16 protein-coding genes and 1 pseudogene are annotated in these 12,172 nt (G+C 34.3%); 16 read left to right on the top strand and 1 reads right to left on the bottom strand.

The annotated features are described in order from the left end of the window. Both PHF25_06720 and PHF25_06725 read left to right on the top strand, forming a co-directional pair. On the top strand, window positions 1-190 hold a 190-nt coding region (locus tag PHF25_06720; protein MDD4527707.1), incomplete at its 5' end, for a hypothetical protein. Then, window positions 186-713, top strand: a pseudogene (locus PHF25_06725) (EscN/YscN/HrcN family type III secretion system ATPase). The gene PHF25_06720 and the pseudogene PHF25_06725, both read left to right, overlap by 5 nt. Before the next feature lie 128 nt (window positions 714-841). On the opposite strand, the gene PHF25_06730 reads toward PHF25_06725, so the two are convergent. Further along, entirely contained in the window at window positions 842-1,309 is a 468-nt protein-coding gene (locus PHF25_06730; GenBank protein ID MDD4527708.1) for an N-acetyltransferase, read from the bottom strand. A gap of 77 nt (window positions 1,310-1,386) precedes the next feature. Between PHF25_06730 and PHF25_06735 the strand changes: the two genes are divergently transcribed. The 14 genes from PHF25_06735 to PHF25_06800 all read left to right on the top strand — a co-directional run. Further along, entirely contained in the window at window positions 1,387-2,268 is an 882-nt protein-coding gene (locus PHF25_06735; protein ID MDD4527709.1) for a MinD/ParA family protein, read from the top strand. 204 nt (window positions 2,269-2,472) lie between these two features. Next, window positions 2,473-2,760: a YbaB/EbfC family nucleoid-associated protein gene (locus tag PHF25_06740; protein MDD4527710.1), complete on the top strand. Its 288-nt coding sequence runs from the start codon at window positions 2,473-2,475 to the stop codon at window positions 2,758-2,760. A 1-nt stretch (window position 2,761) separates the two neighbouring features. After that, window positions 2,762-3,367: a recombination mediator RecR gene (gene recR / locus PHF25_06745; protein ID MDD4527711.1), complete on the top strand. Its 606-nt coding sequence runs from the start codon at window positions 2,762-2,764 to the stop codon at window positions 3,365-3,367. Continuing rightward, window positions 3,360-3,638, top strand: coding sequence for an HU family DNA-binding protein (locus PHF25_06750; protein ID MDD4527712.1), 279 nt, complete (start codon window positions 3,360-3,362; stop codon window positions 3,636-3,638). Before recR ends, PHF25_06750 begins: the two co-directional genes overlap by 8 nt. Further along, window positions 3,638-5,131 carry an ATPase, T2SS/T4P/T4SS family gene (locus tag PHF25_06755; protein MDD4527713.1) on the top strand — a complete coding sequence of 498 codons (1,494 nt, stop codon included), beginning with the start codon at window positions 3,638-3,640 and terminating at the stop codon, window positions 5,129-5,131. The genes PHF25_06750 and PHF25_06755 overlap by 1 nt, the downstream gene beginning before the upstream one ends. Next, window positions 5,112-5,750 (top strand): dTMP kinase, encoded by a 639-nt coding sequence (tmk, locus tag PHF25_06760; GenBank protein ID MDD4527714.1) that lies wholly within the window; start codon window positions 5,112-5,114, stop codon window positions 5,748-5,750. Before PHF25_06755 ends, tmk begins: the two co-directional genes overlap by 20 nt. Continuing rightward, window positions 5,740-6,567: a hypothetical protein gene (locus tag PHF25_06765; protein MDD4527715.1), complete on the top strand. Its 828-nt coding sequence runs from the start codon at window positions 5,740-5,742 to the stop codon at window positions 6,565-6,567. The genes tmk and PHF25_06765 overlap by 11 nt, the downstream gene beginning before the upstream one ends. Next, a complete protein-coding gene (ricT, locus tag PHF25_06770; protein ID MDD4527716.1) occupies window positions 6,560-7,321 on the top strand; it encodes a regulatory iron-sulfur-containing complex subunit RicT in 762 nt (253 codons plus the stop codon). The genes PHF25_06765 and ricT overlap by 8 nt, the downstream gene beginning before the upstream one ends. Beyond that, window positions 7,314-7,649 (top strand): HIT family protein, encoded by a 336-nt coding sequence (locus tag PHF25_06775; protein ID MDD4527717.1) that lies wholly within the window; start codon window positions 7,314-7,316, stop codon window positions 7,647-7,649. Before ricT ends, PHF25_06775 begins: the two co-directional genes overlap by 8 nt. A 106-nt stretch (window positions 7,650-7,755) precedes the next feature. Next, on the top strand, window positions 7,756-7,953 hold the full coding sequence (rpsU, locus tag PHF25_06780; protein MDD4527718.1) for a 30S ribosomal protein S21: 198 nt from the start codon (window positions 7,756-7,758) through the stop codon (window positions 7,951-7,953). A 3-nt stretch (window positions 7,954-7,956) separates the two neighbouring features. Then, window positions 7,957-9,051 carry an LptF/LptG family permease gene (locus PHF25_06785; protein MDD4527719.1) on the top strand — a complete coding sequence of 365 codons (1,095 nt, stop codon included), beginning with the start codon at window positions 7,957-7,959 and terminating at the stop codon, window positions 9,049-9,051. A gap of 303 nt (window positions 9,052-9,354) precedes the next feature. Continuing rightward, entirely contained in the window at window positions 9,355-10,611 is a 1,257-nt protein-coding gene (locus PHF25_06790) for an adenylosuccinate synthase (protein MDD4527720.1), read from the top strand. After that, window positions 10,608-11,804, top strand: coding sequence for an argininosuccinate synthase (locus PHF25_06795; protein MDD4527721.1), 1,197 nt, complete (start codon window positions 10,608-10,610; stop codon window positions 11,802-11,804). The genes PHF25_06790 and PHF25_06795 overlap by 4 nt, the downstream gene beginning before the upstream one ends. Then, the coding region (locus PHF25_06800; protein ID MDD4527722.1) for a lyase family protein at window positions 11,801-12,172 on the top strand (372 nt) is incomplete at its 3' end. The genes PHF25_06795 and PHF25_06800, both read left to right, overlap by 4 nt.

Below are 12,172 nucleotides of genomic sequence, written 5' to 3' on the forward strand. Positions count from 1 at the left end.
AGGGCTGACATTCTCAAAGAACGTCTTGTCAGTAATTGAAGCATGGAAGATGAACGAAGAAGGCATGACCGAGATTACAGGCGATGAAACCATCACAGGAACAGGCGTGATGTTCACAGGTGTTGATGCTACCGATGCTGTTCTTTGCAGGGTTGCGTATGATGTGGATGAACCGATTGTGTACTACTAGATATGCCATGGCTCAACGCGAAGTAGGCTTGGCTACTGGTGAGCCTCCTACGACAAAGGGATACCCTCCCTCAGTTTTTGCTCTGATGCCAAGATTGATGGAGAGAACAGGGACTGCCCCAATAGGAACAATAACAGCTATTTACACTGTTTTGGTTGAAGGTAGTGACATGGATGAACCAATAGCCGATACAGCAAGAGGGATTTTGGACGGTCACGTTATTCTTTCTCGGGATATAGCAGCTAAGAATCATTTTCCTTCTGTGGATGTTAATGCAAGCGTTAGTAGATTATTTACGGCGATAAATAGTGAAGAGCACATTAGGGCTGCGGGCTTATTGAGAGAGGCTTTGGCGCGATATACAGAAGCAGAGGATTTAATAAACATAGGGGCTTATGTTAAGGGAAGTAATCCAAAGATAGATTGGGCAATAGATAAAATTGATCCTATTAATCTATTCCTTCGACAAGGAACTTACGAGAATCATCCGTATAAAGACACGGTTAGTCAAATAACCTCAATAATGGGTAAAGGTGGCGCTGGAGGTAGTCCATCCTCTTTTTCTAAGCAACCAGAAGTAATTAAGGATCCATCTGGGGATGATTTATTAGGTGGAGATTTGGACTTTGATGATATTGATTTTGACGATTTTTAAGGTTGAAGGATTACCGCGGTTTCGTTACAGTTGGGGAAAAAGGGGCAATGAACACATTCAGTCCAAATTTTATGTGGCAGATCTTCTTTTTGTATTAGTGTAAATCCATACTTATAAAAGAAGTCAGGAACATAGGTTAAAGCAAAAAACTCTTTTACTCCTAGTTCTTTTCCTTCGGCTAACACTTCTTTTACTAAAAGGGCACCGATTCCAGTTCCAATATGCTTTTCTTTTACTGCAAGTGATTTAATTTCAGCAAGATTAGTTGTTGATACTTTTAAAGCACAGGTTCCTACTACTTCGCCATCTATTTCGGCAAGTTGAAAGTCTCGAATGTTTTCAAGGATATATTGAAGCGATCTAGCAAGTAGTTTTCTTTGGTTTGCATATTCGTCTAAGATAGCTTTGATAAGTGTTGCATCAGCTATTTTTGCTTTTCTGATTAATGTTTTATTGTTGACCATTTGTTCATTATAAATGCAAAATAATTTTTGCACAATACTGACTTGATTGCTCTACATGTAGTGTGTATAATTGAATTATGTTTATGTTTACAACTAGTGGGGATGCTGAAGAAATAAAGGAGGGTAAAATGGGCTCCAAAAAAGCAGAAATAGTGGCAGTTACAAGCGGTAAAGGTGGTGTTGGTAAAACCCTATTTTCTGTTAATCTTGCTATTGAAGCAGTTCTTTTAGGCAAAAAGACACTAGTATTTGATGGAGACCTTGGTATGGCTAATGTCCATATAATTACTGGAATTTATCCTGATTATGACATTATGGATGTTGTTGAAGGTAAAAAGACATTAAAAGAAATTATTATTAAAGGGCCAGGAGGAATAGATATTATCCCTGGAGCTTCTGGAATTTTTAAACTTTCTAACATTTCTCATCAAAAAAGACATAGATTTACTGAACAATTAAACTTGCTGGACTCAGAGTATGATTTAATAGTATTGGATACTGAAGCAGGTATGTCACACAATGTCATGAAACTGATTTCTATTGCTGATAGAACGATTGTTATCGCAACTCCAGACCTTACCTCTCTTTCAGATGCGTATGCGATAATTAAAGTGATTAAAATGAACCGCAAGTCAGATGACATTGGCGTTGTTATTAATAGAGTTAGAAACGTTACTGAGGCAGACGCTGTTTTTAGAAAATTAAATATGGCTTCTGATAAATTTTTAAAATACACCTTAAAAAATTATGGTTTTATTTTAGAGGATCCACTAACCGTAAAAGAATCTATTCAAAAAAGATCCCCCGTTTCTTATGCTTTTCCGAAAACAAAGGTCGGCAATAGCTTGAGACAAACAGCTTATAGAGTTTTTGGTATGCAGGACAAAAAAGTTGTTGAACCAACAGGGATGATTCTAAATAGATTTTCTATGTTATTAGAGAGTGTCAAAACAAACTAATTTTTTTGAAGATAAGTTTTTTAGTTTCTTGTTTTAGACGATAAATATTTATTTATTTCCTTAATGCATGCATAAAACATTGAACTAATTAACAATTGAACAAAAACTCATACCTATCGTATTTTTCAGATGCATTTACATTTTTAAAATTCGCAGCTAGAAGGTATAATGTTTAAAGTAATAATATATTAATTGGAGGTCAGTATGTTTGGTAATATGGGAAATATGGGCGATATGATGAAGCAGTTGGGTGAAATGAAAAAACAAATGAAGGAATTGAAAAAGATAAGTGTGGAAGTTTCTTCTAAAGACAATGAAGTAACTGTTGTTATGACTGGAGAGATGAAGATAAAAGAATTAAAAATAGCCGAAGGATCTGACCCTAGAAAAATAGCTAGTGTTATTAAAGAGACCGTCAATAAAGCTTTTCAAGAGGTAACTGCAAGATCAGCTGGACAGTTTAAGGGTTTAAATATTCCAGGACTAGGATAAATTGGAATATCAAAACCCTTTAGATGATTTAATCCATGAGTTTTCTAAAATGCCTGGCATTGGTAGAAGAACAGCTCAACGTTTGGTCTTTTATTTATTAAGTCTTCCAAAGCCTGAAGTTAAAACAATAGCTCAGATGATCTCAGAAATAGGAGAAAAAATTTCTTTTTGTGAGAATTGTTTTTGTTTTATGAGTTTGGAAGAGGGTTGTTCTCTTTGTAATGATAAAACTAGAGAACATACCAAATTGTGTATCGTGAGCGACCAAAAGGACCTTCTCGCTGTTGAAGGGATGGGAAAATATAGAGGCATGTACCATGTTTTGGGTGGTGTTATTTCTCCTCTGGATGGAATTGGTCCTGATTCGCTTAGAATAAGAGAGTTACTACTAAGATTAGAAAATTGTAACTTCGATGAAATTATTTTTGCTATTAAACCTACGGTTGAGGGCGAGACTACAATGCTTTATTTAAAAAAATTGTTGTTACCTTTTGAGTTAAAACTCACTCAGATAGCTTATGGGATTCCTGTAGGTGGCGAGTTGGAATGGGCTGATCAAATGACTTTATATAAAGCTTTTGAAGGAAGGAGACATTTAAATGAATAAAAAAGTTTTAATTGATAAGATAACTGAGCGAGTAGACATGACAAAAAAAGATGTCGCTTATTTTATTGATGTTTGTTTTGATGAAATCATAGAAGCTTTAAAAAAAGAAAAAAATGTTAATTTGGTAGGCTTTGGTTCTTTTGAAGTTAGGCATCGAGCAGCCAGAGAAGGACGAAGTCCTATTGATCATAGCAAAATAACTATTCCTTCCAGTAATTATGTTGGGTTTAAGTCTGGAAGTGCTTTAAAGAAAGCCATTAGAGGCAAATAATGAATACAAATCTTGAGGATTTACATTCTTTATTTGAAGTTTTACCTGTCTTTATGGCTACGCTTATTAAAGAGAAGTGTTCACTTGCAAATATTGACGAGATTGTTATAGATTATGGTCGGAATATAGAGGTACGCGAAGAAAAGGCTACTTATAAATTTGACCATATTGCTACTCTTGCTGATATAGATTTTATTGTTGAGAAGTTAGGTTCTTTTTCTTTAGATAATAGAGCAGGGCTCAATATGACTTTGCATCGGATTTCTGCTATCAGAAATCGACAAGATAGGATTATTGGTTTAACGATAAGGGTTGGTCGTGCTATTTATGGATCTGCTGTTGTAATCTCTGATTTATTAGAGACCAATAAGTCAATCTTATTGCTTGGTCCACCAGGAAGTGGCAAAACCACTAAGCTAAGGGAGTCAGCTAGGCTTTTGGCAGAAAAAGGCAAGAGGGTAGTCGTTGTTGATACTTCTAATGAGATTGCCGGTGAAGGAGATATTCCCCATCCAGGCATAGGTGGAGCGAGGCGAATGCAGGTTAAGGATGTTGATATGCAACATAAAGTAATGATCGAAGCAGTTGAGAACCATATGCCAGAGGTAATAATTATCGATGAGATAGGAACAGAGGAAGAGGCTAAAGCGGCTAGAACTATTGCAGAAAGGGGCGTTCAGTTGATTGCTACTGCCCATGGACAAACAATGACTAATTTAATAAAAAATCCTACGTTGTCTGATTTAGTTGGTGGTATTGAGTCTGCTACGTTGGGTGACGAAGAAGCTAAAAGAAGGGGGACGCAAAAAACTGTTTTAGAAAGAGTAGCTAATCCTACTTTTGATATAATTGTTGAAATAAAGGACAGAGAACATTTGATTTGCTACAAGGATGTAGCTTCGGTGGTGGACTCAATTTTAAGATCAAAACCTATTTCTTCGGAAACGAGAACTATCAAGGATGATGGCACTTTGTCTGTTGGGATTGAAGAGGAATTGCCTATAGATTTTGATGATGTACATCTTGATGAAAAGACGGTTAAGTTCTTTATTTTTTCTATTAACAGAGCAAATTTTGAGCTGGCATTAGATTCTTTGGGTTTACCGGGCATTATTGTGAATAAGCCTGAAGACGCAGATATAATTTTGACTACAAAGTCAAGTTTAAAGAGGAGTTCTTCCATTGAAAAATATGGGAGAATCCATAAAGTACAAGTGTATCCTGTGAAGTCTTCTACATTTCCACAATTGACAAAATTTCTAAGGTTTTATTTTAGATTAGAAGAGTCTTCTGAAACTGAAGATGCCGAAGACATAGTTTTTTCAGCTATAAAAAAATATAAAAAAACCTCAATACCCATCGAACTACCCGTTGCTAATTCTTACATTAGAAGATTCCAGCATCAATTAATTTTTGCACAGGGATTTATTAGTCAGAGTATTGGAAAAGAACCAAATAGGAGAGTGAAAATATATGGAAAAAAAGATTTGTAACAGACATTTTATAACCTTTGAAGGACCAGAAGGTGGAGGAAAATCAACGCAGATTAATAAATTGGCGGAATACCTGGAAAGCAAAGGGCATACAGTTATTGTAACAAGAGAACCTGGTGGAACAAAGCTGGGTGGTGAGCTTAGAGGGATGATTCTAAATCCTTATAATACAGTAATTGGTGATAGAACGGAGTTGTTATTGTTCCAAGCTGATAGAGCTCAGCACATTAAAGAAATTATCATTCCAGCCTTAGAGAAGGGTTTTTTCGTTTTATGTGATCGTTTCACTGATTCTACAATCGCCTATCAGGTTGGAGGGCGAGGTTTTCCAAGAGAAACAATTAATTATTTAAACGAATTTTCTGCTTATGGCTTAACACCAGAACTAACAATTTTATTGGATGTTGATTATGCAGTGGGGATTAAACGTGCTACTAAAATTGCTACAGATAGATTTGAAAATGAAAGCGCTGTTTTCCATTCGATCATTAGAGCAAAATATTTAGAAATACAGAAGGCTGAGCCTGAGAGAGTTAAACTTATAAATACAACTCAAAATTCAGTAGAAGTTATTACAGAACAAATAATTAAGGTGGTAAACGATAAATATGGTTTCTAATGTTGCTATAAATGATAGAGTTTTTAAAATAGTTAATAATTCTGTTATTAATAATAAGGTTTTTCCAAGTTATATTTTTGCTGGAAATAATCGCACTATGAAGCTAGCTACTGCTAAGTATCTTGCTTCTATTTTGAATTGTAGTGCTAAAGATAAGCCCTGTGGGAGTTGCAATAACTGTAAAGCTATCAATGACTTAAGGTTTCATTCCTTTAGGCTGATTTCCAAAGATAGCGACGAGGAGGATAAAGCTAAAAAGAAGAAAAGTATTTCAGTTGAAGAAATTCGTGACTTAAGGACGGAAGTGCTTAATGGTTCATATCAAGGTTATCTATTGATTTACATAGATCAAGCCGAAGATCTTACTCCGGCGGCTTTAAGTGGTCTACTGAAAATATTAGAAGATATCCCTGAACAAGTTGTTTTTGTTTTTGATGTTGCTAATCAATATTCGTTATTACCCACTATTCGCTCTAGGTCTCAGGTAATTAATTTTGGTTATGATTTAGTTTCAGATGTGTCTCAAGAGCTACCAGAGTTTATTTCGGTAGACAAATTTAATGATTTTATAGAGAATAACAGTGTTCAAGAATTGTTGTTATATATTGATGCTCATAAATTTGACAGGGCAGAAGTTAGAGAGTATTTCATTAGGCTAGAATCTTATTGTATAGAAGAGTTTAAAACTTCTGGTAAAAATAAATTCTTGCATTTGTCTGGTATTGTAAGAAAATACCACTTATATCTTAATCGTCCTGTAAGTGTTGTGAATAATTTGTTGTTAATGTTTTTAGAAATGAAGGAATTAGATGAATAGTATATTAGACAAGCAAGAAGATAGCAGAAATCAGCCAAACAAAAAAAGTGAAGGAACTCTTTATTTTGGAGTTAAGTTTAGGTTTTTTGATAAAGTTTATCCTATTCAGAAAATACAGATTCCTGTTATTTTGAATCAACAAGTTGTTGTTGAGACGAATAGAGGTCATGAGTTTGGAGAAATCGCTTTAAGAAAAGAATTACCAAACATGAAACAATTTGCTGGTGAGATTGTTGTTAAAAGAATAGTAAGAATCGCGACACTAGAAGATGTAGAAGCATATAATAAACTAAAAGACGAAGAAACTGAGGCTTTTATTCAATGTATTAAAAAAAAGCACCAACATAATTTAAGTGTTAAGTTTTTCAAAGTTGAGAAAATATTTGATGGGCATAGATATATTTTTTATTATAAAAGGGAAGAACATGATAATAAAAAAGACAAACAAAATAAGGTAAAGAGAAATAACTTTCAGCCTTTTACCTTAGATTTATCTCAGCATCTTAATGCAAAAGTGGAACTACGAGAAGTTGGTAGCCGTGGAGAAGCAAAATTGTTTGGTGGTGTAGGTGATTGTGGTAAGACATTATGTTGTGTTGATTGGAATAAAGGATCAGCAGTGACAGTAAAAATGGCTAAAGAGCAAGGTTTATCTATTAATATTCCAAAATTGTCTGGATGTTGTGGTCGTTTGAAATGTTGTTTGTCTTATGAATTGGATAATTATCAGGATGGTGACTTTATCCATGGATAATTGTCTTTTTTGTAATATAGTTAACGGCAAAATTCCTTCAAATTTTATTTATACGAGCAGTAATGTTGTTGCCTTTATGGATATTAATCCAGTAGCGCCCTTTCATTGTTTAGTTGTTCCAAAAGAACATTACTCTTCCATGATGTCTCTGGATCCAGGAGTGATGGCAGAGGTGACAAGTGCAATTCAAATTATAGCCATGGAAAACCAATTAGACGTTGATGGATTTAGAGTTGTTAATAATTGTGGTAAATACGGACAACAAACAGTTGAGCATGTTCATTTTCATTTAATAGGAAAAAGACAGTTTGCCTGGCCACCTGGATAAAAATGTCGATTAAATAGTTAAATCACAAGTAGAGTTTTTGAAGAAAATATAGTTTAATTAGAGTATAGTTAAATTTGCAAAGATTAGGATTGGAGGTGAAAAAGTCGTGGCAGAATTTAAAAGAAACCCAGATGAACCAATAGAAAAGGTCCTTAGAAAATTTAAACGTAAAGTTAAAGAAGAAGGAATATTACTTGAAGTAAAAAGTAGAGAATTTTTCGAAAAGCCTTCAATTGTTAAAAAACGTAACAAGAAAGCGGCTGTTAGAAAGAACAAATCTGAACAGGCCAAGGATAATTGGTAGTAAGTGTTTAAAATCATAGACCGCTATTTTTTAAAGGAATTATTTTTCCCTTTTCTGGTAGCGGTTTTTGCTTTAGTTATTATCGGTTTAGCCGATGTTATTTTTTCTTTAATGGACTATGTAGTAAACAGAGGTATTAGCTCTTCTGTTTTAGTGAAAATTCTGATCTATAAAATCCCTGCAATAATTGTTTTGTTTTTACCAGTAATCTCACTTTTTTCTGTGATGATTGTTATTTTTCGAATGATTAATGATAATGAAATTCCTATTTATTGGACGTCTGGTGTTATTTATGAAAGGGTCATTGCTCCCTTTTTTTGTTTTGCCTTATTTATTGTTATTTGTTCGTTTGTCTTAACTGAATATATCGTTCCTGTAACAAATTATCGTTCGAATACAATGATTCACCGACTCATTTTAAAGGAAAGCTTACCAATGTTGGAGGAGAATATTTTTTTTAAAGATACAGACAATAAATATGTATACGTTAAAAAGATTAATAAAAAAGATAACAGTATGCAAGATATTATGATATATGATATTGGCGCACAAAATCCTAGAGTTATTTCAGCAAAAAAAGCTTTATGGACTGATAGTTATTGGTTGCTAAGCGAAGGCAAAATGTATAATTATGAGGATGATGGGTTTTTAAGTTTTGAGGCTGGTTTTGCTGAGATGAAAATAAAAGTTAGTTATGATATGGATAATAATTATATGAAAATTAGAAACCCTAAAGAGATGAGTTCTTCTCAAATAAAACAAAATATAATTAGTTTGAAAAAATCTGGTTTGGATCCCAAAAGTATGCTGGTTGAATATTACTTGAAATTCTCCTCATCGGTAGTAAATTTAGTGTTCGCATTACTTGGTGTTGTTTTTGTTTTAATTTTTGTAAAATCCTCGAAAGATGTTTGGGGTATAATTTTTAGTATAGCTTCTGCAATTTTAAGCATTTCTGTTTTCTTCTTTTTAACTGCCTATACAAGGGCTATGGGTATTGGAGGGTTTCTAAGTCCAGTTTTTGCAGCCTGGATTCCTACCTTTTTCTTTCTTTGTTTACTGCTTATTTTTTGGTTGTTTAGAAGAAGAACGTATTGAATTTAGGTCATATTTTATTTGAGCAAAAAACTAGGTAATAAAACAATTAACATTCTTTATAATAAATGCTATGATTGCTTTGTAAATAGGTATTTCGCCCGACCGTGTTGGTGATGCTTCTTGAGAGATGAGCCAACATAAAAAATACGGGAGCTGTACTTGAAATGGACTGCGGTTCATTTTGGGCAGTTTTAGAACAGACCTCGGTCTGACCCACTCTGGATTATTCTGGTTCAGAGAAAAGTAAGCACACGGCACGGTGGGGTATATGTTAAATATTTTTTGGGAAGAAACAATTAAAATATGAGTATAAAAGTTTTAATCGGCACACAGTGGGGAGATGAAGGTAAGGGAAAAATTACCGACCTTCTTGCAGAAAAAAGTGACGTAGTTATTAGGTATCAAGGCGGAAATAATGCTGGACATACTTTAGTTGTAAACGGAGAAGTATTTAAACTTCATTTAATTCCTTCAGGTGTTCTTTATAAAAATATTTTGTGCATTATTGGCAATGGAGTAGTCATAGATCCTGAGATTTTATTGAAAGAAATGGACGGGCTTGTTGCTCGAGGAGTTTCAGTAAACAATTTAAGAATCAGTGGCAATGCACATGTGATTCTTCCCTTTCATAGAATGCTAGACCATTTACAAGAAGAAGGTAGAACCCAGGATAATAAAATAGGGACAACTTCTCGTGGTATTGGCCCAGCGTATACAGATAAAATATCCCGAACCGGTGTTAGAATGATTGATTTATTAGATGAAAGCAAACTTTCTGACAGAATAAAAGAAAAAAATTGGGGAGAGCTTTTGGGTGTTACTGAACAACAAATTCACTCTGTTGTGCAAGATTTGTTAAAGTTTGGTGAACGATTGAAGTCTTATATTGTTGACTCTGTTTCTTTAATCCATAAGTTAAGAAAAGAAGGTAAAGAAATTTTTCTTGAGGGAGCTCAAGGCACAATGCTTGATGTTGATTTCGGCACATATCCATTTGTAACAAGTTCAAATCCAACAGCTGGTGGTGCTTGTACTGGCAGTGGCATTGGACCAACGATGATAGATGATGTTATTGGTGTTGTTAAGGCGTATACAACAAGAGTAGGAGAAGGACCGTTTCCAACTGAGCTCAAGGAAGAAATTGGAGCGTTCTTGAGAGAAAAAGGACTAGAGTTTGGTACAACGACTGGAAGAGCTAGAAGATGTGGTTGGCTTGATTTGGTCGTTCTGAAGTATTCAGCTAATGTAAATAGTTTAACTAAGATTGCTTTAACAAAAATAGATGTATTATCTGGCATGAAAGAATTAAAGATATGTAAAGCCTATAAAATAAACGGAAAAATTGTTTCTGATTTTCCTAGTGATCGAGAAATATTAGAAAAAGCTATTCCTGTATATGAAACTTTCAAAGGTTGGGATGAAGACATTTCAAACTGCAAGACATTTAAAGAGTTGCCTAAAAATGCACAAATTTATATTGAAGCCATTGAAAAAGAAATGGAAGTTCCGATTGATATTGTCTCTGTTGGAAGTGGCAGAGAAAGGACAATTATTAGATGAGAGAAAAGATAGTCTTAGCTTACAGTGGTGGATTAGACACTTCTGTTATTATTCCTTGGTTAATAGAAACTTACAATTATGATGTTATCGCTTTTGCTGCTGATGTTGGGCAGGGTGGAGAAGAGTTAGAAGGTCTCAGAGAGAAAGCAATCAAGAGTGGTGCTTCTAAATGTTATATAGAAGATCTTCGAGAAGAGTTTGCCAACGAATATATTTTACCTACACTTCAAGCAAGGGCAGTGTATGAAGGTAAGTATTTACTAGGAACATCTTTTTCTAGACCATTAATTGCCAAGAAACAGGTTGAAATAGCCCGAAAAGAAAACGCAACTGCAGTTGGCCATGGAGCTACGGGCAAAGGTAATGATCAAGTTAGATTTGAGCTTACTTTTATGGCTTTAGGTTCGGATTTGAAAATAGTTGCCCCCTGGAAGGATTCCAATTGGAACATTCAAAGCAGAGAAGATGCAGTAGAGTATGCTAATGCTAGGAATATTCCTATTCCAGTTTCAAAGGAAAAAATTTATTCAAGAGATAGAAACTTGTGGCATATAAGTCACGAAGGAGCAGAACTTGAAAACCCAGCAAACGAGCCAGACCAAAATAGAATATTTATGATTTCATCACCGCTTGAAAAAGCAGTAGATACGCCTGAATATGTGGAATTAGAATATAAACAGGGTGTGCCAATTAAATTGAATGGTAAGTCAATGAAGTTTTATGAGATCATAGAACAATTAAATTTAATAGGTGGCAAGCACGCAATAGGTCAAATTGATATTACTGAAAACAGACTAGTTGGCATGAAATCGCGTGGAGTTTATGAAACACCGGGTGGTTCAATTTTATATTTTGCTCAACATGCTTTAGAAACACTGGTTTTGGATAAAGATACTTTTCATTTTAAAGAACATGTAGCACTTAAATATGCAGAGCTTGTCTATAATGGATTTTGGTTTGCTACGCTGAGAGAATCGCTGGACGCTTTTATTAAAGAAACTCAGCATAATATGACTGGCAAAGTTAAAGTTAAATTATACAAAGGTAATATTATTTTATCTTCTGTTGAGTCGCCTTATAGCTTGTATAACGAGGAAATTGCTACTTTTGGAGCGAGTGAACTTTATGACCATAAAGATGCTACAGGTTTCATTAAGTTGCTGGGTTTACCGTTTAAGCTTAGAAAAAGATGAACGATAAGCTTTGGGGTGGAAGATTCTCAGAAGAAACCAACCTAGATGTCGAAAAATTTACGTCTTCACTAATTGATGATGTTCATTTATTTAAAGCAGATATTTTAGCTACACGAGCTCATTTACATCAATTAAGAGAAAAAGCGATAGTTACGCATGAAGAAGCAGAGCAATTAGAAAATGTTTTAGAGCAATTAGTGATAGAGAAAAAAAACGGAACATTTATCCTTGATGAAAAGCTTGAAGATATTCATATGAATATTGAAAAATATTTAACTGATAAATTGGGTGATACTGGGAAAAAAATACATACTGGTAGAAGTAGAAATGATCAAGTTGTTACGGCATTTAAGCTTACCATCTTAGAT

Source organism: Candidatus Margulisiibacteriota bacterium, assembly GCA_028706105.1.
In the GTDB taxonomy this organism is placed as follows: Bacteria; Margulisbacteria; Riflemargulisbacteria; order GWF2-35-9; family DYQY01; genus DYQY01.

Excerpts from the sequence above, each read along its gene's own strand:
- PHF25_06775 (MDD4527717.1), top strand. The coding sequence starts at position 7,314 with ATGGATAATTGTCTTTTTTGTAATATAGTTAACGGCAAAATTCCTTCA.
- tmk (MDD4527714.1), top strand. The coding sequence starts at position 5,112 with ATGGAAAAAAAGATTTGTAACAGACATTTTATAACCTTTGAAGGACCA.
- PHF25_06765 (MDD4527715.1), top strand. The coding sequence starts at position 5,740 with ATGGTTTCTAATGTTGCTATAAATGATAGAGTTTTTAAAATAGTTAAT.
- PHF25_06740 (MDD4527710.1), top strand. The coding sequence starts at position 2,473 with ATGTTTGGTAATATGGGAAATATGGGCGATATGATGAAGCAGTTGGGT.
- PHF25_06795 (MDD4527721.1), top strand. The coding sequence starts at position 10,608 with ATGAGAGAAAAGATAGTCTTAGCTTACAGTGGTGGATTAGACACTTCT.
- ricT (MDD4527716.1), top strand. The coding sequence starts at position 6,560 with ATGAATAGTATATTAGACAAGCAAGAAGATAGCAGAAATCAGCCAAAC.
- PHF25_06790 (MDD4527720.1), top strand. The coding sequence starts at position 9,355 with ATGAGTATAAAAGTTTTAATCGGCACACAGTGGGGAGATGAAGGTAAG.
- PHF25_06750 (MDD4527712.1), top strand. The coding sequence starts at position 3,360 with ATGAATAAAAAAGTTTTAATTGATAAGATAACTGAGCGAGTAGACATG.
- PHF25_06755 (MDD4527713.1), top strand. The coding sequence starts at position 3,638 with ATGAATACAAATCTTGAGGATTTACATTCTTTATTTGAAGTTTTACCT.
- PHF25_06730 (MDD4527708.1), bottom strand. The coding sequence starts at position 1,309 with ATGGTCAACAATAAAACATTAATCAGAAAAGCAAAAATAGCTGATGCA.
- PHF25_06735 (MDD4527709.1), top strand. The coding sequence starts at position 1,387 with ATGTTTATGTTTACAACTAGTGGGGATGCTGAAGAAATAAAGGAGGGT.